We start from the raw sequence: 24,055 nt of genomic DNA, 5'->3' as shown, positions 1-24,055 counted from the left end.
CACGACCTTATGGCGACTTTAACAGAATTACTCACTCACTCCAGCGAATCGTGAACCCGCTCAGGGATGAACGGTGTCCCGCTGGTCCGGGATGACCGTGCCGTCGTCGCGCAGCACCGGACCGTGTGTGCCGTCGGCGTTTTCGTACGCCGACGTCGAGCACGGGTAGGTGCGGCTCAGCGCCGGGAAGGGCTCGATGAACATCGGGTTCACCGCCCACTTCCCGTCCGCGTTGTCGTAGGCGCGGCACATCAGCTCGTCCTTGTTGCGGTTGAGCGTGACGCGGACTCCGGTGGCGTCGCGCAGCATCGTGACGTCGGTGGTCGCGTCGCCGCCGGCGAGCACCTGCCGTTTGTCCGCCGGCGCCGGTTCCATCGCCTTCGCGCCGCGGATCCCGAGGATGCGTTCGTTGATGTAGCACCGTTTGCCGTCGATGTAGGTCATGATCTCGTCGGCGCCGTCGGCGTGCCCGCCGCAACCTTCGAGGTGTCCGTTGATCCGGCCGTTCGTGGTCTGCGAGTAGATCCCGAGCGTGCGGCTCGGCGGGATGCCGACGGCGGAGCCCCACACGTCAGCGAATTCCTTGGGTGAGGCGGAAACGACCCAGGTCGAGAAGCCCGCTTTGTTCAGCGTCGCGATCAGGTCCTTGATCTCCGGGTAGTACCGGATCCACGCGACCTGGGTGCTCGAACCGACCTTCTGGGTGGCCCCGACCGGCGCCAGCAACGCCGCGGCCCTGGCCTGCCGGGCGATCGCGCGAACCTCGTCCGGGCGGTATCCGGCGTTGATCTGCGCGACCCAGGCGTAGGCCGCCTCCATGTACCGCCGGTTGTTCCCCGCGAAGACCTCTTCGCCGGTGGTCGTCTTCGCGCTCTTCCGCACCGAGAGGAGCTCGTCGGCGCAGGCGACGTTCTTGCTGGTGCGAAGCGGCTTTCCGGCCGGGGTCGCGGTGCCGCACGCCTTGCTCAGCGCGTTCGCGCCGGCGTCGGTCATGTAGCGGCTGGTCGTGCGCCAGTCCTTGTCACGCGGCTGGAGGACCTTGTCGTGCCGGATCATCCAGAAGACGGTCTGGTCGGAGATGTCGTTCTTGATGACCGTGTTGTCCCAATCGAATACGGCGACCGGCCGCTCGCCGTGCTTCTTACCGCAGATGACCTGCTGGATCTTCGCCGCGTTGTCGCCGTACCAGTGGTCGGCCAACCGCAGCTGCGGGCAGGGCGGCGCGATCGATGCCGTGGCCGTGCCGGGCACGGTCACCGGTACGACCGCCACGGCGGCGGCAAGGGCCATTGCTCGCAGGAACCTCGGCATGTCATCTCCCCACATGGTCTTCGACGGTCCGGGGAGATCCTTTCATTTCCCGGCGAGCGTCACGACCTGCCGGTTGTGGAAGTAGTCGTCCTCACGCAGCACGGTGACGCTGCCGGGTGACCCGCGGAAGTCGACGTATCCGGCCGCTTCGAGCGGCATCCGGATCCACGCGGCGATCACGAAGGTCAGCGCGCCACCGTGCGTGACGACGATCTGGTGCTCGCACGGGCTTCCCAGGATCGACTCCATGGCCGAGTAGACCCTCGCCGCCATCGCGCCTTTCGTTTCGGCGCCGGGGATTCCTTCGTCGTGTCCCAGCCGCTCGCCCACGGCGGGAGGCGGGACGAACCGGCTGTCCAGCCAAGCCTGCGGTTTGCCTCCGGCTTCCCCGTACGACTTCTCGCGCAGCCGCCGGTCCAGGACCGGGGTCACGCCGAGCCGTTCGCCGATCAGTTCCGCGGTCCGCGCGGTGCGGCGCAGATCCGAGGCGTAGAGCTCCACCTCGTCCGGCACCTTCGCGCGCAGCGACTCGGCGACGGCGGCGGCCGCGCGTTCACCCGCGGGGGTGAGTTCGGAGTCGTACCACCCACCCACCAGGCGATCGACGTGATGCGTGGCCTCCGGATGCGTGACGACGTAGACGGTGCGCATCCGGAGAATCTAAACGCGCGTCAGTTTCGCGAAGGCGACGACGTTGTCGAGGTAGTTGCCGGTCGAGGAGTCGAAATCCCCGCCGCAGGTGATCAGGCGCAGTTCGGGCCCGGTCGTGTCGCCGTAGACCTTCTCAGTGGGGAAGGACACCTTCGGATGCCGCTCGACGGCGTACACGGTGAACACCGCGGTGATCCCGTCCTCGCGGTGGACGAGAGCCTCGTCGCCCGCCTTCAGCTCCTTGAGCCGGACGAAGACGCCGGGGACCTTCTTGTAGTCGACGTGCCCGGCGAGGACGGCGGGCCCGACCTCGCCCGGCGCCGGGCCGCCGGTGAACCAGCCGGTGGTGACCGCGTCGTGCGGCACCTCCAGGGTGCCGTCACCGGCCAGGCCGAGGTCGACGATCGCGCCGGTGCGGACCCCGATCGCCGGGATCTCGAGCCTGGCCGGTTTCGCGGGCGCCAGCGGAGGCGCCTCCGCGACGGAAGACACCGGGGAAGGCGGCGCCGGTGACGCGACCTTGCCCGGCGGAGGGACGGCGCACGCGGTCAGCGCGGCCGCGAGCACCACCCCGATGAGCGTGCCGACGACCAGCGGAACCGGCCACCGGCGCCAGGAAGGCCGGATCATCGCTCCGCACGCCGCCGAAGGACCAGGGACGCGCCCGCGGCCGAAACGGTCAGCAACGCGGCGCCGGTCAACGCGACCGCGGTGACCTCCAGGAACCCACCGTTGCCTTCGACGGCGTCCCCGCCGCCGGTCGCGACGCCGCCGACGGGTTTCACCTTCACCTGACCGGATTTCGCGGGTTCCCCGAACCGGGATTCGCAGGCGTATCCGTCGTGATCACCGTCGAGCTTGTGCGGGTCTCGCGGGTTCTTCTTGAGCTCGGCCTGTGCGGCGGCCTGCGAGGGGAAATCGGCGCAATCCTTGTCCTTGAACGTCGGCACGGGGACGGGCGTGATCGTTTTACTCGTTGCCGTGCCACGCTTGGGCCGCGTTTCACAGGCGATTCCGTCATTGTCATCGTCCAGGTTGTGCGGATCGGACCGATCTTTTTCGAGTTCGGCCTGCGCGTCTTCCTGATACTGGAAGTCACGACAGTTCAGATCGGCGATCGCGGGCGCTTCGGCCAGCGCGAACGCGACGGAAGCGGGGCCGAACAAGGAGAATCCGGCAAGGATGACGGCCGTGCCGAGGGCGCGACGAACCGAGGACATAGGGAGTCCTTTCGCTGGGAATCCGCGCTCGGGGCGCGTTCGATGCACATAGAGTCGCGCCCCGGCCCCAGCCGTTACACGGTTCAGTCGAGCGGAACGTCGAAAGCGACCAAAGTCCCCAGACTCGGGGAAGAATTGATCGAAAAACGCCCGCCCGACGTCGTCGCGCGTTCCGCGAGATGACGGAGACCGCGTTTGGCGACCCCCTGCGGGACCCCGGATCCGTTGTCCCGCACACGGAGTTTGACGCCTTCCGCGTCGCGGCTGAGCGTCACGCGGGTTTCGCTCGCTCCGGAGTGTCTGACCACATTGGACAGTGCTTCGCGCAGGGCGGCGCGGATGTGGTCCGCCTGCTCGGCGGGGATGTCGGCGAGCTCGCCCGACAGTTCGAGGGTCGGCGGGTAGCCGAGGAGCTCGCCCGCGATGCGCACCTCGCCCCGCGCGGACTCGGCGAGGTCTGTGGCGGTGACGGCCTGGTTCGCCGGTTCCGGGCTGCGCAGGGCGCGCACGGTGCCACGGATCTCTTCGATGGTCTGGTCGAGCTGGTCGATCGCCTCGGACAGCCGCGCGCCGTCGGCCTGCGCGAAGCGTTTCCGCATGTTCTTGCGGACGCGGTCGAGCTGCATCCCGGCGCCGTAGAGGCGCTGCACGATGACGTCGTGCAGTTCGCGCGCGATGCGTTCACGCTCTTGGTAGAGGGTCACGCGGTGCCGGGCGTTGGCGCCCTCCGCCAGCGCGAGCACCACGCCCGCCTGCGCGGCGAACGCGGTGAGCACCTCGACCGTGCTGGCGGAGAACGGTTCCCCGCCGTGGCGGCGGTACACGGTGAGCGCGCCGAGGACGCGCCCGCCCGCGCCGAACGCCGAAGCGGCGAACGGCCCGAAGCCCTGCAGTTCCGGCGGCACGAACGGCGCCGTGCGCGGATCGACGGTGAAGTCCTCGCTGACCACCGGCCCACCGCCGCGGGCGACCTGGCCTGCCGCGGAATCGGCGGAAAAGGCCAGCCCGCGCAGGCCTTGGGTGGTGGCCCCGTGCGCGGCCTCGGCGACCACCTGGCCGTCGTCCGCGCGCACCATGACGAGACCGAGGTCGGCCTCGGCCAGTTCGACGGCGCGGGCGACCACGGTCTCCAGCACGTCACCCGGGTCGTCACCGGACAGGGCGGTGCCGGTGATCTCGGTGGCGGCGGACAGTGCGCGCGCGGCAAGCGTGGGATCCATGAGCGCTATCGACATTAGTCGGCTCCGGCCAAGGCGCGCGCTGTGACGCGGCCCTCTCGGACCTCCAGGATCACGTCCGCTTCCTCGGCTTCGACGGCGTGGTGCGTGACGTGGACGACGGTCTTCCCGGCGAGTGCCTCGCCGAGCCGTTCGCGGACGGTGCGCGCGGTCGGCTCGTCGAGGTGGGCGGTGGGCTCGTCGAGCAGGACGAGATCGGCCTGCTCGGCGCCCAGCACGGCCCGCGCCAGCGCGACCCGCTGTGCCTGCCCGCCCGAAAGACCCGCCCCGGCGCTGTCCAGCATCGTGGTGAGCTCGACGTCTTCGAGAACGGCTTCGTACAAGGCTTTTCGCAGGTCGGCCTCGGACGCCGTCGGTTTGGCGAGGCGCAGGTTCTCGGCGACCGTGGTCGAGACGAGCATCGGTTCCTGCGGCGCCCAGGCGACGTTCGCGGGTGCGGCGACGTCGCCCTTGCTCGGCTGGAGGAAGCCGAGCAGGGCCGCGACGAGCGTCGACTTCCCGGCGCCGCTCGGGCCGACGACGGCGACGTGCGTGCCGGGCGCGATGTCGAGGTCGACGCCGGTGAGGACCGGGTGCTCGGCGCCGGGCCAGCCGAGGTCGGCGTTGCGGATCCGCACCCCGCCGGTGTCAGGAAAGGGTCGTTCCTGACGTTTTTCGTCCTGAACGACCCTTTCCTGACACTCGGCGAGGCGCAGACGGGCCTGGCGCAGGGTGTCCCAGTGCTGCGCGGCGGGCGGAAGAAGGGAGAGGACCTCCGCCAGCGCGAGCGGCACCAAGGCGACCACAGGCGCGAGCACCGGGTTCAGCGCGCCGGCGGCGACGGCGCTCACGGCGAACCCGGTGCTCACGACGGTGGCGGCCCCCGTCGCCAGGATGATCAGGGCGTCGGCCGCGCCCGCGCCGAAGGCCTGCCGACGGGCCTCGGCGGTCAGCGCGGCGTCGGTCGTGGCGATTCGTCGACGACGCTCTTTGTCGGCCCCGTACGCGATCAGTTCGGCGGCGGCCTCGAACAGGCTCAGCACCTGCGCCGACACCGAACGCCGTCCGGCGGCCAGCGCACTGGTCGCGCGGCGTTCGGCCCGGAGCGCGAGCAGCGGCGCGAACGCGCTCACCAGCACGGCCGCCGCCAGCGCGAGCCCGGCTTCGGGCAGCACCGCGGCCTGGACCGCGACCGCGCCGACGGCCACCAGCGCGACCACGATCAGCGGAGTGATCACGCGCGGAAGCAGGTCACGCACGGTGTCGGTGTCGCCGACCAGCCGACGCTGCTCTTCACCCGCTCGAAGTGCCCGTGCCGGGCCGAGCCGCACCAGCGACTCCCACAGCCGGACACGCAGGGATCCGGCGATCCGGAACGCGGCGTCGTGCGTGACCAGCCGTTCGAGGTAACGCAGCCCCGCGCGGCCAAGGCCGAACGTTCGCACGCCGACGATCATCACCGTCAGAGTCAGGATCGGCGGCTGTTGCGACGCCTTGGCGATCAACCAGCCCGAAAGCGCGGTCAGTGCGACCCCGGCGAGCAACGCGGCGGCGCCGAGCAACGCGCCACCGAAGAACCTGGGATGCAGCAGTTCGCGCCAAGGCAGTGGCCGGACTTCCCGGGTTTCCGCGGTGGCGCCGGCTTCGACCCCATTCGCGGTCGATATGTCGACACCGGAGCCGCGTTCGTGGGCGGCGATGATCGCGGCGGCACCGTTGTCCACGGCCGCGCGGACGGCGGCCATGACGCGCGCGGCGTTGACCTCGTCGAGGTGCGCGGTGGGTTCGTCGAGCAGCAGCAGCCACGCGCCCGACCGGATCCGCACCAGCGCCCGCGCCACCGCGACACGCTGGCGTTGTCCCTGCGACAGCTTCGAAACCGGCCGGTCGGCGAGTCCGGTCAGCCCGAGTTCGCCGAGGATGTCTTCCGCGCCGACCTCGTCGAGGACCGTGCCCCCGCCGAACACCGGCGACTGCGGCACCCAGGCGACGTTCGCGCGCCAGCGCTCCAGGTCTGCGTCGGCGAGGTCCGTGCCGCCGACGGTGATCGTCCCGTCGTGGGCCTGCACGAAGCCGAGCAGCGTGGCGAGCGTCGTCGACTTGCCGCCGCCACTGGGCGCGCGCAGCCAGGTGATCTCGCCGGGCCGGACGCTGAACGTCTCACCGTCGGGCGCGAATCCGCCCCGCCTGGCGACACGCAGTCCCCCGACGTGGACCTCGCCCTTGGCCGGAGTCGCGGAGCCGTTGGACGGCAAGGGTTCCGCGAGCACGTCCGCGACCCGGCGCACGGCCTCGACACCGTCTTCGCTGGCGTGGAACGCGGCGCCGACCGCACGCAGCGGCTGGTAGCACTCCGGTACGAGGATCAGCACACCGAGCCCGATGGCCAGCGACAGGTCGCCGGAGACGAGCCGGACGCCGATGACGACCGCGACCAGCGCGACCGAAAGCGTCGCGATCAGTTCGAGTGCGAACGCCGACGCGAAGGCGACCTTCAGCGTCTTGAGTGTGGTGCGGCGATGGCGTTCGGAGATCTTCCGGACCGTCTCGGCCTGCGCCCCGGCGCGACGGAACGCGCTGAGGATCGGCAGCGCGCGGACGAGTTCCAGCAGATGCCCCGACAGCCGTTGTTCGGCGTCGGCGGCTTCGGCGACCCGTTCGGCGGTGTGCTTGCCGATCAGGATGGCGAACAGCGGCACCAGCGGCACGGTGATCGCGACGAGCAGGGCCGACGGCCAGTCGGCGAACAGGATCGCGACGCCGGCGGCGAGCGGCACGATCGCGGCGGTCACCAGAGCCGGGAGGTACTGGGTGAAATAGGCGTCGAGCGCGTCGAGTCCCTTGGTGGTCAACGACGTCAGCTCGCCGTGGCCGCGGCGCGCGATCCATTCCGGGCCGAGTTTCAAGGCGTGATCGAGGGCTTTGGCGCGCAACTCCTCCTTCGCGCGGGCGGCCGCGCGAACGGAAACGATCCGCACCGCCCAGCCGGTCAGCGCGCGCCCTGCGACGAGCGCGAGCAGCACGGCCAGCTGGGCGGCGCGGTCCCCCGGTGTTCCGCGGACGACCGCGGAGAGGACGTCGGCCAGCAGGAACGCCTGTCCCACCAGCAACAGAGCATTGATGAAAGAGAGGATTCCACTGAGGATCAACGCCCGGCGCGCCGCACTCGAAAGCGGAGCCAGCGCGCCGAGCGGACCCTTCCCCGGTCGCGCTGGGTCCATTGTGGACTCCGTGGCGGAAAGGGTGTCGCGGCCGGGAAGTTCGGTCATGGTGCGTGCACCGGTGGGATGTGCCGGGTGCCGATGCGCTTGCGGAACACCCAGTACGTCCAGCCTTGGTAGATCAGGACGGCCGGGGCGCCGAACAGCGCGACCCAGGTCATCACGGTCAGCGTGTACGGGCTCGACGCCTCACCCGCGATCGTCAACGTGTTCGCGGCGTCCAAAGTGGACGGCAAGACGTTCGGGTACAGCGCGACGAAGATCGCGACGGCGGAGGTCGCGATCACCCCGCCGAGCGCGGCGAACGCCTGGCCTTCGCGGCCCATGCGGATCTTGAACCACGCGAGCACCGCGGCGACGACCGCGACGCCGATGAGGAACAGCGTCCACAGGTCGCCCGAGCGCAACTGCACGACGATGAGGAACGCGAGCAGTGGCAGGAGCGCGACCGGGAGCAGGCGGCCTGCCAGGTTCCGCGCCCGGTGGCGGAGGTCGCCTTCGGTTTTGAGCGCGAGGAACGCGGCGCCGTGGACCAGCGAGAACCCGACGACCGCGATCGCGCCGAGCAGCGTTTCGAGGCTGAGGGCGGCGAACGGGCCGCCGACGCGATTGCCGTCCGCGTCGAGCGGGAGACCGAGGACGGTGGTGGCGAGGAGCAGTCCCACACCGAACGGCGGGATCCACGAGCCGATGCCGATGACGCGGTCCCAGTTGCGGCGCCAACGGTCGGAGTCGACCTTGCCGCGGTACTCGAACGCGACGCCGCGGCCGATGAGGGCGAGCAGGACCACCAGGAGCGGCAGGTACGCGGCCGAGAACAGCGACGCGTACCAGCCGGGGAACGCGGCGAACATCGCGCCGCCGGCGACGATCAGCCAGACCTCGTTGCCGTCCCAGACCGGGCCGATCGTGTTGACCATGACGCGGCGCTCGGTGTTGTCCTTCGCGAGGACCGGCATGAGCATGCCGACGCCGAAGTCGAAACCTTCGAGGAAGAGGTAGCCGAGCCAGAACAGGGCGATGACGCAGAACCAGATCGTTTCGAGGGTCATCGGATGCTCCTGCTTGCTTCGTTCACTTCGCGTGCTTCGGCCCGGTGGCCTGTCGCGGAGCCGGCCCGAGGGTTGCGAAAGCCACTTTCGCAACCTTGAGCGTTGCGAAAGTGGCTTTCGCAACGTGCCCCTGCCGCTCGGGGCCGCCCCCTCGCCCCCCGGTCGCCCTGAGTTATCCACAACCGCGCAAGTTGTCCACAGATCGGCTGTGGGTAACCCGCCTGAGCGATACCCCCGATACGCTGGGTGCGGGGCCGTCCCCCGGGAAGGGCGGGGGGCTGGGTACGTGAGGGTAAGAGGCGATCAGTAGGCGAAGGCCAGCGCGTCATCATCGCCGTCACCGCCTTCCGAGTCGCTGTTCTTGCTGGTCGAGGCCGGTTTCTTCGGTGGCATGACGGCGTCGACGCCGCCCCGGACGTACTTGCGCATCAGGTAGACCTCGACCACGCCGAGCACCGCGTAGACGGTCGTCAGAGCGATCAGCGAAGTCCACACCTCACCTGTGGACAACTTCGAGACGGCCTGTGCCGTGAACATCCACACCCCGTCGACGCCGGTCGGGTTCGGCACCACCACGAACGGCTGACGGCCCATCTCGGTGAAGATCCAGCCGGCGCTGTTGCCGATGAACGGCGTCGCGATCCCGCCGAGCACCAGCCACGGGAACCAGCGTTGCCCGGGGATCCGCCCGCGCCGGGTCAGCCAGAGCGCGAGCACCCCGATCCCGGCCGAGATCGCGCCGAAGCCGATCATCGCGCGGAAGCCCCAGTAGGTCACCGGCAGGCTCGGCACGTAGTCGATCGGTTTGCCCGCGAGCGAGCCGAGCTGCGGGTCGTCCGGGTAGTGCGTGCCGTATTTCGCCTGATACTCGGTGATCAGGTTCTCCACGCCCTTGACCTCGGTCGTGAAGTCGTTGTGCGCCAGGAACGAGAGCAGCGCGGGCACGGTGAAGGTCTTGACGTCCTCACAATTCGCGTTCCGCACGTCGCCGATCGCGATGATCGAGAAACTCGCCGGTTTCTCCGTATGGCACAACGCTTCCGCCGACGCCATCTTCATCGGCTGCTGCTCGAACATCAGCTTGCCCTGCAGGTCGCCGGTGATCGCCAGCACCGCGAACGCCACCACGCCGGTCCAGCCGCCGAGACGCAACGACGAACGCCACACCGCGCGGTGCTCGTCGTCCTCCGAACGCTTGCGCCACAGCTGCCAGCCGGCCACGCCGACCAGGAACGCCGCCGCCACCGAGAACGCGCCCGCGAGTGTGTGCGGGATCGCGGCCAGCGCGGTGTTGTTCGTCAGCACCGCCCAGATCGAGTTCATCGTCGGCTTCCCGTCGACGAACTCGACCCCGACCGGATGCTGCATCCACGAGTTCGCCGCCAGGATGAAGTACGCGGACGCCACGGTCGCCAGCGAATACGCCCACGCGCACGCCAGGTGGACCTTCTTCGGCAGCTTGTCCCAGCCGAAGATCCACAGCCCCAGGAAGGTCGACTCGACGAAGAACGCGACGAGCCCTTCCATCGCCAGCGGCGCGCCGAACACGTCGCCGACGAACCGCGAGTACGCGCTCCAGTTCATCCCGAACTGGAACTCCTGCACGATGCCGGTGACCACGCCCATCGCGAAGTTGACCAGCAGGAGTTTCCCCCAGAACTTGGTCATCTTCAGGTACCGCTGATCACCCGTGCGGACCCACGCCGTCTGCATCCCGGCGACCAGGACCGAAAGCCCGATGGTCAGCGGGACCATCAGGAAGTGATAGACGGTGGTTATGCCGAACTGCCACCGAGCGAGATCGAGAACCTCCACGCCTCAAGCCTGCTCAACGCCCGATGAGCCCGCCAGTTCAAGTGGTCCCGATCTCGCCGGGACGTAGGTCCCGCGCCCTGGTCAGCCGAGGCTGGCGAGCGTGAGACGCGCCTCATCGGCGACCTGCCGCCGCAGACCCGTGTCCCCCAGTGTCAGCACGTGGGCCAGCGCCAACGCGTACGCCGTGTCGAAAGCATCCTCGACGGCGACGGCGATATCGGGCTGGACGCCGACGCCTTCCCAGTTGGTCCCCGTGACCGGGTTCACGGCGCGTCCACCCGGGACGGTGACATCCAGATGGGTGTCCACTTTGTACTGCTTCCGCGGATTCGCCCCGCCGCCGGTGACCTCGCCCACCGTCTTCGCCCGCCCCAGCTGCTGCAGCGAGTAGCTCAGGTCCTCGGCACCGGAGAACGTCGTCGGCCCGGTCAGCACCCACACCGGCTTGTCCGGGCCGAACTTGCGGCCCGGTACGTACGGCTGCGTCCAGAACTGGTTGGTCACGTCGCCGTCGCGCAGATAGATGCTGTTGAAGTGGACGGGCTCGCCGACGAGGTAGCTGATCAGCAGCGCGACCGCGGACGGGTCGCCGCCCCGGTTCTCCCGGACGTCGATGAGCAGCGCGTCGGTGGTCGCGAGCAGCGTCATCGCCGCGGCGAGGGCCTCGCCCGCGATGTCCGGCCCGTAGAACAGCTTGGTCTCCAGGTAGCCGACGTTCCCGGCCAGCCGCCGCGCCGACGCGATGCCGTGGCCGTTCAGTTCCGCTTCACGCCGGTACTCCTCGGGATCGAACGACTCCCCGTCCACCTCGGGCAGTGGGTCGACGTGGTGCCGTAGCCGCAGATGCTTGTCCCCGTTGACCGACTGCAGGTCTTCGGTGACCGCGACGGCGAACGCCTGATCGTCGAGCCCCGCGTACACGCCGTCGCCCAGCCTCGCCCGGAGGAACACCGTCAGCTTCTCGGCGACGTCCGGGAACACGTAGTGGTCCTGCAGGCGCCTGCACACGTCTTCGATCCGCGCTCTCTCGTCCATGGCCGGCGACGCTACCAGCGAAGCCTGAAAAAAGAATTCGGTTTGCCGAAAACTCAATTCCGCCCGGCCGAGGAATACAATTCGCCCGCACACGCCGTCCGATTCGGAAAAGCCATCAGCTTGCCTTTCTCTGAATCGCCCCTTTATCGTTGCAGTGAAAGGGGTGAAGAACCATCATGTCTAGCTCGATGCTGGCGCTGATCAGCGCGTTCGGCCTGGTACTGGCCGTGGAGCTGCCGGATAAGACCCTTGTCGCCACTTTGGTTCTCACCACTCGTTTCCGCGCGTGGCCGGTATTCGTCGGGGTCACCGCCGCATTCGCCGTGCAATCCGCGATCGCGGCCACGTTCGGCAGTGTGCTCACTTTGCTGCCGGAGGCGCTGGTGACCGCGATCGTCGCCGGAATGTTCGGCGTCGGCGCGTACATGCTTCTTCGCGAAGGGTTCAGTCCCGCCAAGGACGGCGGAGAGGACGCCTCGCGTTCCGGCCCCGGCCCGGCGACCTTCCTCCGCTCCGCGCTGACGTCGTTCGGCGTGCTCTTCGCCGCCGAGTGGGGCGACGCGTCCCAGCTCGCGACGGCCAGCCTCACGGCTCGCTTCGGCAACCCGTTCGCGGTCGGCCTCGGCTCCTTCGTCGCCCTGGTCGCCGTCGCCGGTCTGGCCGTCTTCATCGGCGCGAAGGTCCGCAGCCGGATCCGCCCGAAGCTCATCCAGCGCGTCGCGGGCTTCGTCTTCGCCGGGTTCTCCCTGTTCGCGCTGGCCCAGCTCGTCTTCTGAGGCGCACGGGGTTTTCACAGGTTCGCCGGGTAACCTTTCGGGAACGAAAAGGTGAACACCCGCCCCGACGTGCCAGGAGAAACCGGTCGTGACCTCGCCGAAGACACTCGCCGTCTCCCCTGTGCACGGCAGGCTCGCGGTCTTCGGCATGGCCGTCGCCGTCGCCATCTCGATCGATCTGCACCTGAGGCTGTCGAGCCAGGTGAGCCCGATCTGGCAGACGCTGTCCGAGTACGTCTACGGCTATCTTTCGCCCGGTTCGACGGCGGCCCCGTTGTTCGGCGCGATGTGCCTGGCGCTGGGGTTCGGTTCGCTCGCCCTGCTCGGCGGGATCGCGAAGGCGCACCGCAAGGGCTACGAGTCCGTCCTCGTCCTGCTCGGCGTGTGGTGCGCCGGGTTGTTCGTCCTCGCGCTCGTCCCCGTCGACCCCGAGGGCCAGGCCCGGTCGCTGGCAGGCCAGATCCACAACTACGCCGCCCTGGCGGCCTTCCTCGCGCTGCCCACCGCCGCCTGGGTGCTGACCCGCCCCGGCCGCGCGCGCTGCCCGTGGGAGCCGCGCCGCACGACGATCCGGCGGCTTTCGGTGGCCAGCTTCGCCGCGGTGGTGATCGTGCTCGGCGGCTTCGTCTGGACGATGCTCACCGGCCCGTCGCACCAGGAAGTCACGCTCGGCCTGTTCGAGCGGCTGCTGTTCGCGGTCGACCTCACGCTGCTGGCGACGATGGTGCGCCCGCTGCTCAGCCACCGCTGACGCCCTATTCGGGCTGCTTCAGCACCTCGGCCAGCCGGACGGCGGCCGCGACGACCGCGGGCCCGACCACGGAGGCGTCCAGCGGCTCGAGGGACACGACGCCGACACTGGCCTTCAGGCCCGGCACACCGCGCACGGGTGCGGCGACCCCGGAGGCGCCCGCCTCCAGCTCACCCGACGAGGTGACCCAGCCTTCGCCGCCGCCGGGACGCAGTGTCATCGCCTTGCCGGCCGCGCCGGCGGACAGCGGATGGCGGGTGCCGACGCGGTAGGCCACGTGGAAACTCGTCCACGACGGTTCGACGACGGCGACGGCCTGCGCCTGGTCCCCCTGCGCGACCGACAGGTGCGCCGTCGCGCCGACCTTCTCCGCCAGCTCGCGCAGCACCGGCCGTGCGGCCTCGCGCAGCTGCGGGAGGACCTGCCCGGCGAGCCGGAGCAGGCCGACGCCCAGCCGCACCTTGTTGCCGTCGCGCCACACCAGGCCGCGTTCGGACAGCGGGACGAGCAGCCGGTAGACGGCGGCCCGGCTCGCGCCGATGGCGACGGCGAGTTCGGAGATCGTCGCCGCCTCGCCACCGGCGTCCGCGACCGCTTGCAGCAGCGCGAGCCCTCTGTCCAGGGTCAGCGACCCTTCACGAGTCACAACAACCCGAGTTCCCCGAGGTCGGCGACCGGCTCGTCGAACGAGGCCGCCGCGTAGGACGCGAAGAGCCCGCGAACGGCCTTCGCCGCCTCGTCCGACATCCCCTTGGCCTCGGCGGCCAGCGCGGCGCCGTCGGTCGATTCGAGGGCGGCGCGCACGTCGCCGCCGGAGAGGCAGCGCGCGGACGCCACGATCAGGTTCAGGAACCCGTGATGGGTGAAGCCGCTCGACTCCTCGGTGTGCCGGACGGCGCGGTGCAGGCTGTTCGTCGCCTTGAACGAGGCCCCGGTCGAGCCGCTGACCACGGCGAGGAAGTCGGCGACCTCGTCGACGCTGGGGAAGTTCTCGCCCGCCTTGCCGCCGCAGCGGATCTTCGGCCAGCTGCCGTGCTCGATCACCTTCCGCACGCCGTCGAGCCAGCCGACGCCGCGCCGCGGCTCGACCACGCGGATGACGTCCTCGGGCACGAACTCGGAGACGCGCTCCAGCCAGACCTCGTCGACGTCCGACGGCGCCGGCATCTCGACCATGCGCAGGCTGAGGATCTCGCTGCGCGATTCGACGATCGAGATCGCCTTCGGGACCCCGCCGAGGCCGGTGTCGATGATCAGCGACAGCGGCAGCGGTTCCTTGGGTTTGATCTTGATGAGTTCGGTGATGAGCTCGGGCAGCCGCGACGCCTGGCACAGGAACACACCGAGGACGCCGGAGTGCTCACCGGCCCTCGACGCGAAGTGCGCACGCAGCGCTTCGGGCATGGACGCCTCACCGGGCGGGAACAACGCCGAGTCGTCGACGAGCCGCGCGAACAGGGGAGGGATTCCTCGGGGGCCGGGTGGCGTGAGTTCCACAGCGCTTGACACGACTGACACGCTAGTAGCGTACGACATCAGGACAAAATCGTTCGCACAACGGACACGTTCCGGGGAGATTCCGATGCCTTACTACCGGCAGGTAGGCGAGATCCCGCACAAGCGCCACACGGCGTTCCGCAAGCCCGACGGGGGCCTGTACGCCGAGGAACTGATGGGTGTCGAGGGCTTCTCGGCGGACTCGGCACTGCTCTACCACCGCGGCCTGCCCACCGCCATCGTCGACGCCGTCGCGATCGAGGACGAGCGCGGGCCGATCACCCCGAACCACCCGCTCAAGCCCCGCGCCTTCAAGACCCACGACCTCAAGTTCGGCGACGCCGACGCGGTCACCGACCGGCGGCGGCTGTTCGGCAACGCCGACGTCACCATCGGCTTCGTCCACGCGACCAAACCTTCGCCGCTGTACCGCAACGCGGCGGGCGACGAGCTGTTCTACGTCCAGGGTGGCAGCGCGACCGTGGAGACGATCTACGGCTCGCTGGAGGTCGGCGACGGCGACTACCTCGTCATCCCGACGTCGTGCACCTATCGCGTGCTCCCGCACGGTGACGACGGGGTCAAGCTGCTGACCATCGAGGCGCGCGGCCACATCGGCCCGCCGAAGCGGTACCTGTCGGCGAAGGGCCAGTTCCTGGAGCACTCGCCGTACTGCGAGCGCGACATCCGCGGGCCGTCCGAGCCGCTGGTCGTCGACGGCACCGACGTCGAGGTCCTCGTGCGCCACCGTGCGGGGCTGACGCGCTACACCTACGCGACCCATCCGTTCGACGTCGTCGGCTGGGACGGCTGCCTGTACCCGTGGGTGTTCAACATCGACGACTTCGAGCCCATCACCGGCCGCGTGCACCAGCCGCCGCCCGTGCACCAGACGTTCGAGGGCCCGAACTTCGTGGTCTGCTCGTTCTGCCCGCGCAAGGTCGACTACCACCCCGAGTCGATCCCGGTGCCGTACAACCACGCGAACGTCGACTCGGACGAGCTGATGTTCTACGTCCGCGGGAACTACGAGGCGCGCAAGGGTTCCGGGATCGAGGTCGGCTCGCTTTCGCTGCACCCGTCCGGTTTCACGCACGGGCCGCAGCCCGGGGCGGCGGAGGCGTCGATCGGCGCGCAGTTCTTCGACGAGACCGCGGTCATGGTGGACACCTTCGCGCCGCTGGACCTCGGCGAGGCGGCGGACGCGTCGGAGGATCACGGCTACGCGTGGACCTGGTCCGGCCGGGGCCCTGGTGCCTGATTTCCCCGTCGCGGCCATGGCGGGATAAGTACCGCCATGGCCGCAACGGTTCGGCAACGCCAAGCCCGGCAAGGCGAAACCTCCGGATAATCGGTGTTTCTCACCGGGAGGTTCTCCATGGTCGTGAATCCAGGGCAGTCCCGCGGCGGCCGGAAGGTCCTGGCGTTCGTGGCCGCCGCGGTGGTCGCGATCGGGTTGATCATCGGTCTGCGCGCGCTCACGAGCGACTCCGGTGAGGAGGCCGCGGAAGCGAAGTGCACGACGGGCGACGCGGTCAAGCTCCAGGTGTCGTCATCGCCGGAGAAGGCGGGCGTGGTCGCCGAAATCGCCAAGGGGTACAGCGGCCGCACGGTGGCCGGGCGCTGTGTCGACGTGCTCGTGCAGTCGAAATCGTCCGGCACCGCGATGCAGGCGCTGGCCCGCGGCTGGAACGAGGCGGTGGACGGCCCGCGGCCGGACGTCTGGACGCCCGCCGCGGCCGGCTGGGTGAACCTGTTGCGCCAGAACCTCACCGGCTCCGATCACCCCGCGCTGGTGCCGGAGGGCGAGCCCGAGTCCGTCGCGAACGCGCCGCTGGTCGTCGCGATGCCGAAGCCGATGGCCGAAGCGCTCGGTTGGCCGGGCAAGGGCATCGGCTGGAAGGATCTCGCCGCGCTCGCCACGGATCCGCAGGGCTGGGCGAAATACGGCCATCCGGAATGGGGGAAGTTCCGGCTGGGCAAGACGAATCCGAATATCTCGACCTCCGGCCTGAACGCCACCATCGGCGCCTATTACGCGGCGACGGGCACGTCTTCGGACCTCACCGCGAACGCGCTCGCGAAGCCCGAGGCGCGGACCTTCGTGCAGAACGTCGAGCAGGCCATCGTCCACTACGGCGACAACACGCTGACGTTCCTGACGAATCTGCAGAAGGCCGACGACCGCGGCGCCGCGATGTCGTACATCTCGGCGGTGACGGTCGAGGAGAACTCGCTCGTCGGGTACAACCAGGGCAATCCCACGAACGATCCGGCGAAACGCGGTCAGCACGCGCCGCCGAAGGTGCCCCTCGTCGGGATCTACCCGAGCGACGGCACGCTCAACTCCGATCACCCGTTCACCGTGCTGAACTGGACCGACGACATCCGCAAGCAGGTCTCGGCGGACTTCCTCGCGCATCTGCGCGGCCCCGAAGCGCAGCAGAAGTTCAGCGACATCGGCTTCCGCACGTTCGACGGGAGGCCCGGGTCTCAGACCACGAAGGAGAACGGCGCCGAGCCGGACTCGAAGCTCAACCTGATCCGCCCGCCGAGCCCGCCGGTGCTGACCGAGGTGCTGAAGTCGTGGAAGGACCTGCGGAAGAAGGCGAACGTGCTGCTGGTCGTCGACGTCTCCGGGTCGATGGGCGACGGCGTCAGCGGGACCGGCAAGAACAAGATGGATCTCGCGAAGCAGGCCGCCGTGGCGTCGTTGCCGCAGTTCAGCGACGCCGACAAGGTCGGGCTGTGGATGTTCTCGACGAAACTGGACGGCGACAAGGACTATGTCGAACTCCGGCCGGTGTCGCCGATCGGCGGTGAACCGGGCAGGCAGGAGCTGGCGTCGCGGCTGAACGGGCTGACCCCGCAGAACGGGACGGGGCTCTACGACTCGTCGCTGGCGGCCTACGAGTTCATGAAGCAGCGGCTGGATCCGAACGCGATCAACGCGGTCGTCGTGCTCACCGACGGCCGGAACGAGGACCCTGGCGGGATCGATCTGCCGAACCTGGTCGGGCAGCTGCGGACCGAGGGCGGTGGCGAGGCGGTGCGGCTGTTCACCATCGCCTACGGCTCGGACGCGGATCTGAACGTGCTCAAGGAGATCGCCGAGACCACCCAGGGCGTCGGGTACGACTCGTCCAAACCGGACTCGATCGATCAGGTCTTCACCGCCGTGATCTCGAATTTCTGAGATCCTCGGATATGCGCTTCATCCGTGAGCTCGCCGAACCGTGGGGACTGCTCCTCGCGGCGACGTCGGCGGGCGCGGCCTGGGCCGTGCAGCTGCCGGTGCTCGCCGCGCTCGGTGTCGGCGTGACCGTGCTCGCCGCCCGGGCCGGGGTCGCCGCCGCCACCCGACCGAAACCGCTGCCGGAGCCCGAAGAACGGCCGCTTCCCGACGTCGAGCCGGGCTCACCCGAGGCGGGCTGGGTGCGGCGCGCGGAAGCGGCGGCCGACGGCTTCCGCTCGATTTCCGCTTCGCTCGGCTCCGGTCCGCTCGCGGATCGGGTGGCCGCGATGGAGCCGCTGGTACAGGAAACCGTCGACACCCTCCGGCGGCTGGCCGCGCGCACGTCCTCCACCGGGAAGGCTTTGGCGCGTGTGGACCTCGGCGCGGTGTCGGCCGAGAAAGCCCGGCTGCGCAAGGAATTGAAGACGGCCGACGACGACATCCGCGGCGACCTGAACCAGTCGCTCGAATCGGTGCAGGCACAGGAAGACGTGCACACCCGGCTTTCGAGCGCGCAACGGAAACTGCTGGCACAGCTGCGCTCCGGCGCGCTCGGCCTCGACGGCCTGGTCGCCAGGGCGGCCGAACTTTCGGCCGCCACCGGCGATTCACTGCTCGACACCACCACGATCGGCGAGCTGAGCGAGCAGCTGGAAGGGATCCGGCGGGGTGTCGTGGAGACCGAGGAGGCGACGCGGCGCTCGCTCAGTTGAATCTGACGCGGCCGAGGACGGCGTGGCCGGGAACGCCGGCGAACGTGGTGGCACCGCGGAACGGTTCCCCGAGGATCCAGATCCGTTGGGTGGCGAAGATGTCCGCGGCGAGCGCCGGGTCCACCTTGGACAGGAAGATGTCGCTCCACCAGCCGTTGGGCCACTGGACCCGGCAGGCCAGGGTCGCCAGGCCCGTGCCGCCGATCTGCGGCGGCCGGTGGGGAACGGCGACCAGCTCGGTCCATTTCCCCCGCGGCAGCGGTTTCAGCATCCCCTTGACCGCCTCGGTACCCCAGGCCAGGAACACGATCGAGTAGAGCGTCAGAAGCGCGATTCCCGAGCCTGCTCTGGACACGTCGTCGACGACCGCGAAGACCTGGACCGTCGCGAGAAGAACGAAGACGAGCACCGCCGCCGCGAACGAGACGCGGATCCCACGGACGATCCGTTGCCGGTGCGCGATCAGGACCACGTCCTCTTCGGGCGGGACGATGCGCTGCTCGACCTCGTCCTGCCGCACCGCGCCGCCGGGCAGGCCCGGCACCACCTTCACCCGATGCGGCCACAGGACGCCCGGCAACTGCAGGAACCGGCGCCCCTTCTCGTCGGGCCCGAGGAGCCACACCCGCCGCTGTGCCTGGAGCTGAAGCCGGGCGGCTTTCGGCAGCCGGACCTCGGCCCACGCGGAATCCGCGTCGGGAAGCTGGAAGTAGACCTTCGCCCTGTCAGCGAAAAGCCCTTCCGGCGGTAAGGACAGTTCGCGGAACGGCGCCTTGCGCGCCAGTTCGGAGAAGGCCTTCCAAGGGATCGACCGCCACAGCCCCCAGCACACCACCGGCGTCGTGAGGGCGAGGAACACCACCATCGGAGCGATACCGAGACGTCCGCTCAGATAAGCGGCGGGCATCCCCGGCGCGGCCAAGGGCACGACGATCCACAAAGCACGGGCCCCGCGCATGGCTCCCAGCACGGAGCCGAAGACCGGCATGGCGACCGCCAGCTGATCGCGAAGCGGTTCGAGCACACGGACACGCGAAACTGACGAATCGTGCATTTTCTCCCCCTGATCCCCGCCTGTGGATCGCGTGGGGATCAGGGCGCGTTACCGCCCGAATCTGACCGGCCCGAAAACCGCGTACCCCGGCACTCCGGCCTGCGCCGTCTTCCCGGCCGCCGGTTCGCCGAGCACCCACAGCCGTCCGGTCGCGGCGATGTTGGCGGCCAGCGACGGATCCGAACCGCCGGCGGTGACGGTGACCTCGCGACCGCCGGGCAGGACGGTCCGGCCCTTGCACGTGACCATGCCGAAGAGGTTGACCGACGCCGGCCCGGACACGACGGCGAGTTCGGTCCACCGCGGCTCGGGCAGCTTCCTGAGCAGCACCACGGCGACGATCGCGAGCCCGACGGCACCCACCGCGCAGCCGTAGCCGAAAACCGACGCGCTCCTCACCACGACGCTGTCCCGCCGCGGATAGTCCGCCGACGTCCAGAAACCGAACGCGCTCGCGACGAGCAGCATCACGACACCGATGAAGTAGTACGCCGAGAGAAGTCGCCGCTGCGTCGCGAGCATGCGGCCCGGTGACACCGGTTCGAAGGCGAACGGGACCGAGCCCTTCACCGGCTTGTCGCGGACAGCGCCGCGACGCGGGACGACGACACCGGGCAGCACGAAGAACCGGCCGAGCACCCAGAGCCGCCGCCGGGCCGCGAGTTGTGCCAGGAGCGGGACGGGGAGCCGCATGACGAGCCACCGCCCGTCCAGGGGAACGCTCACCCGTGAACCGGCGACGAGGGCGCCGTCCAGCCCGCTCACCAGGCGGAACGGTTTGCCGGTCAGCTTCCGCATCGACGAGGATCCGGCAAGGGCGGAGTAGCCGAAGTAGAGCGCGGACGGTGTCATGAGGACAAGGAGGGCCGAGGGCACGGCGATCCCGTAGCCCCCGGAAACCGCGAGCACGGCACCCAGCACCACGAGCAGTCCGGTCGCGACGGTGATCGTCCCGGCGGTCAGGGTGCTGCGGTCGAGAAGGGCTGTCAGGACCGGCATGTTCTTCGCCGGAATCCCTTCGGGTGGTTCGAGCACCCGGATTCTGTGGTCTTCCACCAGGTGAACGTATACGCGTGCGGTGAGACGTGATCCAGGCTACTTCCACTCGGCGGCCAGATCAGGTTAGGCTCACCTAAGTAGGAGGTGAGCCGTGACCACACCGACGTCCATCCGCCGCCCGCCGGCGCCGAACCCCGCGGAACGCGCGAAGACGATCGCCACCCGCAACGGGCCGGCGACGCTGATGCCGACCGCCGAGCAGCGTGACCTGCCCGGACAGTGCGGCCGTGTCATCCCGGAGTTGCACCACGTGCACACGAGCGGCAGCGTCAGCATCCTGCTGCCGGACGAGCACCACCTGGTGAAACGCGCGCACGAGGCACAGCGCGGCGAGCTCGCGGTGATGGTCGAACTGACCGATCAGGCGCCGGTCGACCTGCGCGAGCCCATCCGCGGGCTGCTGTGGATCACCGGCTGGCTCCGGCCGCTTTCCGAGGTGTCGGCGCGGGCCCGTGCGGTCTCCATCGCCGAAACCCGCCCGGACGAGCGGCTGCTGGACGTCGGGCACGGCCTGACGCTGCTGAGGCTGACTCCGGCGTCGCTGGTGCTCGCGGACGCCGAGGGCACCCACTCGCTCCGTCCGCATATGTTCAGTGCCGCGCCGCCGGATCCGTTCCACGACTACGAGGCCGCGTGGCTGCGGCATCTGGAGACCGACCACGCCGACGTCGTCCAGCAGCTCGCCAAGCACGTGCCCGCCGAACTGCGCGGCGGCTGGATCCGGCCACTGGGGCTGGACCGCTACGGCCTGCGGTTGCGCGTCGAGGCCGACTCCGGCGACCACGACGTCCGGCTCGCGTTCTCGCGGCCGGTCGAAGGGCCGCAGCAGTTGAGCGGCGAGATCCGCCGTCTGGTCGGCTGCCCCTACTTCCCCCAGGGTTAGGCGAGTTCCGCCGGGAACCCGCCCTTGGCGATCGGACCCCACGATTCGATGGTGACGCGGATGATGCTCTTGCCCTGCTTCACCATCGCTTCGCGGTATTCGTCCCAGTCGGGATGCTCACCGGAGATCGCGCGGAAGTAGTCGACCAGCGGCTCGACCGAGTCGGGGAGGTCGAGTACCTCGGCGGTGCCGTTCAGCTGCACCCACTGGTCGTTCCACTCGTCGGACAGGACACAGGCGGACACCTTCGGCTCGCGCCGGATGTTGACGACCTTCGCCCGCTTCGGATAGGTGGAGATGACCAAGCGGCCTTCCGCGTCGACTCCGCAGGTCACCGGGGAAAGCTGGGGTCCGCCGTCGGCCTTGGTGGTCATGAGGATGGCGCGGTGACGGGTGGACAGGAAGTCGACGAGCGCGGCCCGGTCGACGGTTTCGTTGGTCGCGATACTCCTTGGCATGACCCGACGGTAACGTGCGGCCGATGAGCTGGCTGCGTCCCGAACGCCCGGCGCTGCCGGAATTCGTGGAAGATCCGGCGCGCCGCCGCGCGATCGTCATCGAACTGGTCGTCGTCTTCGGCATCACCCTCGGCCTGTCCGGGCTACGCAGTCTGCTGTCCCTTGTGGACTCGCTGCTGCAGCCGGTGCCGCTGGCGCAGCAACAGGCCCAGCTGAACGTCCCCCAGGCGACCCTGAGCCTGGTAGACCTGCTCAAGCAGCTCCTGAGCGCCGGCCAGCTGGTCGGCTGGGGAGCGCTCGGGCTGTACCTGTTGTGGCGCGGCGGGATGAAGCTGGCGGAGATCGGGCTCGACAAAAGGCGGCCCGGCCGCGACGTCGTCCACGGGCTCCTGCTCGCCGCGGTGATCGGGATTCCGGGGCTGGGACTGTATTTCCTCTCCTACAGCCTCGGGTTCAGCCTGTCGGTGCAACCGTCCACTTTGGGCGAGACGTGGTGGCGTCCGATCACGCTGACGTTGTCGGCCTTCGGGAACGCGTTCGCCGAAGAGGTGCTCGTCGTCGCGTACCTGCTGACCCGGCTACGGCAGCTCGGCTGGCGCGAGAACACCGCGCTTGTCGCGTCTTCGGTGCTTCGCGGCTCTTATCACCTGTATCAGGGTTTCGGCGGTTTCGTCGGCAACGTCGTGATGGGCCTGGTGTTCGGCAGGCTGTGGCAGAAGACGAACCGGCTGTGGCCGCTGATCGCCGCGCACACCGCGCTGGATTTCGTTTCCTTCGTCGGATACGCGCTGCTCAAAGGGCGAGTTTCCTGGCTTCCCTAGCTAGTGTGAAACCGTGATTGACGAGACGACTCCACCCCGAGTTGACAGCGAAGTCGGCCCCCTGCGTGCGGTGCTGCTGCACAGGCCCGGCAACGAGCTCAAAAGGCTCACGCCTCGCAACAACGACCAGCTCCTGTTCGATTCCATCCCGTGGGTGGACCGCGCGCAGGAGGAGCACGACGCGTTCGCCGAGGTGCTGCGCGGCCGCGGTGTCGAGGTGCTGCTGCTGGCCGACGCGCTGCGCACGGCGCTCTCGGACACCCGCGCCCACGCGGCGGGCGTGCACGCGGCCGTCGACGAGCGGCGGCTCGGGCCCGACCTGGCCGATTCGCTCCGCTCCCACCTGTCGAGCGCGGCCCCGGCGACGCTGGCCGAGGTCCTGATGGCCGGAATGACCTTCGAGGAACTGCCAGCCGCCGAGGGCGCCTCACTGGTCCGGCTGATGAACCACCCGAACGACTTCGCCGTCGATCCGCTGCCGAACCTGCTGTTCACCCGTGACTCGTCCGCGTGGATCGGCGACCGGGTCGCGGTCTCCTCGCTCACCATGCCCGCCCGTGTCCGCGAAACCGCCGTACTGGACCTCATCTACGCCTATCACCCGTGGTTCCGGCACGCGTCCCGCGCGTACGGCGCGCATTCGGCGCCGATCGAGGGCGGCGACGTCATGCTGCTCTCGCCGGGCGTCCTCGCCATCGGCGTCGGCGAGCGGACGACCGCGGCCGGCGCGGAATCCCTCGCCCGGTCGGTGTTCGCCGACGGGATCGCGCACACCGTGCTCGCCGTCCCGATCCAGCAGACCCGCGCGACCATGCATCTGGACACCGTCTGCACGATGGTCGCGGCCGACGCCGTCGTCATGTATCCGCTTTCCCGTGATTCGCTGACCGCATTCACCATGCGGCCGACCGACGACGGTTCGGTGAAGGTGGAAGGCCCGGCTCCATTCCTCACCGCGGCCGCCGAAGCAATGGGAATCGACCGGCTTCGCGTCATCGACACCGGCCTCGATCCGGTCACCGCCGAACGCGAGCAATGGGACGACGGGAACAACACCCTCGCCCTCGCGCCGGGCGTCGTCGTCGGGTACGAACGTAATGTGGAAACCAACGCACGCCTGGCGGAGGCCGGGATCGAGGTCCTGGCCATCACGGGCTCCGAGCTGGGCTCCGGCCGCGGCGGCCCGCGCTGCATGTCGTGCCCGATCCGGCGCGAAAGCATCTGAAACAGAAATTAAGTAAGCCTTCCCTAATTGATTTCCATTGATTAGGGAAGGCTTACTTAAT

Annotated in this window: 22 protein-coding genes; 8 read left to right on the top strand and 14 right to left on the bottom strand. The window is 69.4% G+C overall.

All coding sequences use genetic code 11. The annotated features are described in order from the left end of the window. Nucleotides 1-60 precede the first annotated feature (60 nt). The 9 genes from AVR91_RS27490 to AVR91_RS27450 all read right to left on the bottom strand — a co-directional run bounded on the left by AVR91_RS27490 (nucleotide 61) and on the right by AVR91_RS27450 (nucleotide 11,522). Nucleotides 61-1,311, bottom strand: a complete 1,251-nt coding sequence (locus AVR91_RS27490; RefSeq protein WP_063275904.1) for an HAD family hydrolase — start codon at nucleotides 1,309-1,311, stop codon at nucleotides 61-63. 42 nt (nucleotides 1,312-1,353) lie between these two features. Then, nucleotides 1,354-1,962: a histidine phosphatase family protein gene (locus AVR91_RS27485; protein ID WP_063275903.1), complete on the bottom strand. Its 609-nt coding sequence runs from the start codon at nucleotides 1,960-1,962 to the stop codon at nucleotides 1,354-1,356. Between the two features lie 9 nt (nucleotides 1,963-1,971). Then, the gene (locus tag AVR91_RS27480) at nucleotides 1,972-2,592 is read right to left on the bottom strand and encodes a class F sortase (protein ID WP_063275902.1); all 621 of its coding nucleotides are present in this window, start codon (nucleotides 2,590-2,592) and stop codon (nucleotides 1,972-1,974) included. Then, on the bottom strand, nucleotides 2,589-3,182 hold the full coding sequence (locus AVR91_RS27475) for an excalibur calcium-binding domain-containing protein (RefSeq protein ID WP_063275901.1): 594 nt from the start codon (nucleotides 3,180-3,182) through the stop codon (nucleotides 2,589-2,591). The genes AVR91_RS27480 and AVR91_RS27475 overlap by 4 nt, the downstream gene beginning before the upstream one ends. A gap of 83 nt (nucleotides 3,183-3,265) precedes the next feature. After that, a complete protein-coding gene (locus tag AVR91_RS27470) occupies nucleotides 3,266-4,402 on the bottom strand; it encodes a GAF domain-containing sensor histidine kinase (protein ID WP_043847838.1) in 1,137 nt (378 codons plus the stop codon). A 14-nt stretch (nucleotides 4,403-4,416) separates the two neighbouring features. Then, nucleotides 4,417-7,668, bottom strand: coding sequence for a thiol reductant ABC exporter subunit CydD (cydD, locus tag AVR91_RS27465; RefSeq protein WP_083737763.1), 3,252 nt, complete (start codon nucleotides 7,666-7,668; stop codon nucleotides 4,417-4,419). Beyond that, a complete protein-coding gene (cydB, locus tag AVR91_RS27460; protein WP_063275968.1) occupies nucleotides 7,665-8,672 on the bottom strand; it encodes a cytochrome d ubiquinol oxidase subunit II in 1,008 nt (335 codons plus the stop codon). The genes cydD and cydB overlap by 4 nt, the downstream gene beginning before the upstream one ends. 303 nt (nucleotides 8,673-8,975) lie before the next feature. Next, on the bottom strand, nucleotides 8,976-10,487 hold the full coding sequence (locus AVR91_RS27455; RefSeq protein ID WP_063275967.1) for a cytochrome ubiquinol oxidase subunit I: 1,512 nt from the start codon (nucleotides 10,485-10,487) through the stop codon (nucleotides 8,976-8,978). An 81-nt stretch (nucleotides 10,488-10,568) separates the two neighbouring features. Further along, on the bottom strand, nucleotides 10,569-11,522 hold the full coding sequence (locus AVR91_RS27450; protein ID WP_063275966.1) for a S41 family peptidase: 954 nt from the start codon (nucleotides 11,520-11,522) through the stop codon (nucleotides 10,569-10,571). A gap of 188 nt (nucleotides 11,523-11,710) precedes the next feature. Here AVR91_RS27450 and AVR91_RS27445 point away from each other — a divergent pair, with 188 nt between their 5' ends. Beyond that, on the top strand, nucleotides 11,711-12,298 hold the full coding sequence (locus tag AVR91_RS27445) for a TMEM165/GDT1 family protein (RefSeq protein WP_063275965.1): 588 nt from the start codon (nucleotides 11,711-11,713) through the stop codon (nucleotides 12,296-12,298). A gap of 88 nt (nucleotides 12,299-12,386) precedes the next feature. Then, on the top strand, nucleotides 12,387-13,049 hold the full coding sequence (locus AVR91_RS27440; RefSeq protein WP_143254119.1) for a DUF998 domain-containing protein: 663 nt from the start codon (nucleotides 12,387-12,389) through the stop codon (nucleotides 13,047-13,049). A gap of 4 nt (nucleotides 13,050-13,053) precedes the next feature. Here the strand turns inward: AVR91_RS27440 and AVR91_RS27435 are convergent, their stop codons facing one another. Together AVR91_RS27435 and AVR91_RS27430 are read right to left on the bottom strand one after the other, a co-directional pair. Beyond that, nucleotides 13,054-13,695 carry an IclR family transcriptional regulator gene (locus tag AVR91_RS27435; protein ID WP_016330607.1) on the bottom strand — a complete coding sequence of 214 codons (642 nt, stop codon included), beginning with the start codon at nucleotides 13,693-13,695 and terminating at the stop codon, nucleotides 13,054-13,056. After that, nucleotides 13,692-14,546, bottom strand: a complete 855-nt coding sequence (locus AVR91_RS27430; protein ID WP_016330606.1) for a hypothetical protein — start codon at nucleotides 14,544-14,546, stop codon at nucleotides 13,692-13,694. Before AVR91_RS27430 ends, AVR91_RS27435 begins: the two co-directional genes overlap by 4 nt. 85 nt (nucleotides 14,547-14,631) lie before the next feature. Between AVR91_RS27430 and AVR91_RS27425 the strand changes: the two genes are divergently transcribed. The 3 genes from AVR91_RS27425 to AVR91_RS27415 all read left to right on the top strand — a co-directional run bounded on the left by AVR91_RS27425 (nucleotide 14,632) and on the right by AVR91_RS27415 (nucleotide 18,494). Then, a complete protein-coding gene (locus tag AVR91_RS27425) occupies nucleotides 14,632-15,807 on the top strand; it encodes a homogentisate 1,2-dioxygenase (protein ID WP_016330605.1) in 1,176 nt (391 codons plus the stop codon). A gap of 117 nt (nucleotides 15,808-15,924) precedes the next feature. Beyond that, nucleotides 15,925-17,742, top strand: a complete 1,818-nt coding sequence (locus AVR91_RS27420) for a substrate-binding and vWA domain-containing protein (protein ID WP_063275964.1) — start codon at nucleotides 15,925-15,927, stop codon at nucleotides 17,740-17,742. Between the two features lie 11 nt (nucleotides 17,743-17,753). Further along, the gene (locus tag AVR91_RS27415) at nucleotides 17,754-18,494 is read left to right on the top strand and encodes a hypothetical protein (protein ID WP_063275963.1); all 741 of its coding nucleotides are present in this window, start codon (nucleotides 17,754-17,756) and stop codon (nucleotides 18,492-18,494) included. Here AVR91_RS27415 and AVR91_RS27410 read toward each other — a convergent pair. Then, entirely contained in the window at nucleotides 18,487-19,548 is a 1,062-nt protein-coding gene (locus AVR91_RS27410; protein ID WP_143254118.1) for a hypothetical protein, read from the bottom strand. The genes AVR91_RS27415 and AVR91_RS27410 overlap by 8 nt on opposite strands. A gap of 48 nt (nucleotides 19,549-19,596) precedes the next feature. Further along, entirely contained in the window at nucleotides 19,597-20,604 is a 1,008-nt protein-coding gene (locus tag AVR91_RS27405) for a hypothetical protein (RefSeq protein ID WP_063275961.1), read from the bottom strand. A 94-nt stretch (nucleotides 20,605-20,698) separates the two neighbouring features. Between AVR91_RS27405 and AVR91_RS27400 the strand changes: the two genes are divergently transcribed. After that, complete coding sequence (locus AVR91_RS27400) at nucleotides 20,699-21,490, top strand: DUF2470 domain-containing protein (RefSeq protein WP_063275960.1); 792 nt, start codon at nucleotides 20,699-20,701, stop codon at nucleotides 21,488-21,490. Here the strand turns inward: AVR91_RS27400 and AVR91_RS27395 are convergent. Beyond that, the gene (locus AVR91_RS27395) at nucleotides 21,487-21,948 is read right to left on the bottom strand and encodes a PPOX class F420-dependent oxidoreductase (protein ID WP_063275959.1); all 462 of its coding nucleotides are present in this window, start codon (nucleotides 21,946-21,948) and stop codon (nucleotides 21,487-21,489) included. The genes AVR91_RS27400 and AVR91_RS27395 overlap by 4 nt on opposite strands. Nucleotides 21,949-21,971: 23 nt before the next feature. Here AVR91_RS27395 and AVR91_RS27390 point away from each other — a divergent pair, with 23 nt between their 5' ends. Next, nucleotides 21,972-22,769, top strand: a complete 798-nt coding sequence (locus AVR91_RS27390) for a CPBP family intramembrane glutamic endopeptidase (protein WP_063275958.1) — start codon at nucleotides 21,972-21,974, stop codon at nucleotides 22,767-22,769. 13 nt (nucleotides 22,770-22,782) lie between these two features. Further along, entirely contained in the window at nucleotides 22,783-23,994 is a 1,212-nt protein-coding gene (locus AVR91_RS27385) for an arginine deiminase (RefSeq protein ID WP_076857447.1), read from the top strand. The last annotated feature ends 61 nt before the right edge of the window (nucleotides 23,995-24,055 follow it).

This window comes from Amycolatopsis keratiniphila subsp. keratiniphila, assembly GCF_001620365.2.
Taxonomy (GTDB): domain Bacteria; phylum Actinomycetota; class Actinomycetes; order Mycobacteriales; family Pseudonocardiaceae; genus Amycolatopsis; species Amycolatopsis keratiniphila.
Note: the sequence above shows the minus strand (reverse complement) of the source record. Positions and strands in the feature narration are given on the sequence as shown.

Coding starts and splice junctions, on each gene's coding strand:
- AVR91_RS27490 (WP_063275904.1), bottom strand. CDS start 1,311: ATGCCGAGGTTCCTGCGAGCAATGGCCCTTGCCGCCGCCGTGGCGGTC.
- AVR91_RS27485 (WP_063275903.1), bottom strand. CDS start 1,962: ATGCGCACCGTCTACGTCGTCACGCATCCGGAGGCCACGCATCACGTC.
- AVR91_RS27480 (WP_063275902.1), bottom strand. CDS start 2,592: ATGATCCGGCCTTCCTGGCGCCGGTGGCCGGTTCCGCTGGTCGTCGGC.
- AVR91_RS27475 (WP_063275901.1), bottom strand. CDS start 3,182: ATGTCCTCGGTTCGTCGCGCCCTCGGCACGGCCGTCATCCTTGCCGGA.
- AVR91_RS27470 (WP_043847838.1), bottom strand. CDS start 4,402: ATGGATCCCACGCTTGCCGCGCGCGCACTGTCCGCCGCCACCGAGATC.
- cydD (WP_083737763.1), bottom strand. CDS start 7,668: ATGACCGAACTTCCCGGCCGCGACACCCTTTCCGCCACGGAGTCCACA.
- cydB (WP_063275968.1), bottom strand. CDS start 8,672: ATGACCCTCGAAACGATCTGGTTCTGCGTCATCGCCCTGTTCTGGCTC.
- AVR91_RS27450 (WP_063275966.1), bottom strand. CDS start 11,522: ATGGACGAGAGAGCGCGGATCGAAGACGTGTGCAGGCGCCTGCAGGAC.
- AVR91_RS27445 (WP_063275965.1), top strand. CDS start 11,711: ATGCTGGCGCTGATCAGCGCGTTCGGCCTGGTACTGGCCGTGGAGCTG.
- AVR91_RS27425 (WP_016330605.1), top strand. CDS start 14,632: ATGCCTTACTACCGGCAGGTAGGCGAGATCCCGCACAAGCGCCACACG.
- AVR91_RS27420 (WP_063275964.1), top strand. CDS start 15,925: ATGGTCGTGAATCCAGGGCAGTCCCGCGGCGGCCGGAAGGTCCTGGCG.
- AVR91_RS27415 (WP_063275963.1), top strand. CDS start 17,754: ATGCGCTTCATCCGTGAGCTCGCCGAACCGTGGGGACTGCTCCTCGCG.
- AVR91_RS27410 (WP_143254118.1), bottom strand. CDS start 19,548: ATGCACGATTCGTCAGTTTCGCGTGTCCGTGTGCTCGAACCGCTTCGC.
- AVR91_RS27395 (WP_063275959.1), bottom strand. CDS start 21,948: ATGCCAAGGAGTATCGCGACCAACGAAACCGTCGACCGGGCCGCGCTC.
- AVR91_RS27390 (WP_063275958.1), top strand. CDS start 21,972: ATGAGCTGGCTGCGTCCCGAACGCCCGGCGCTGCCGGAATTCGTGGAA.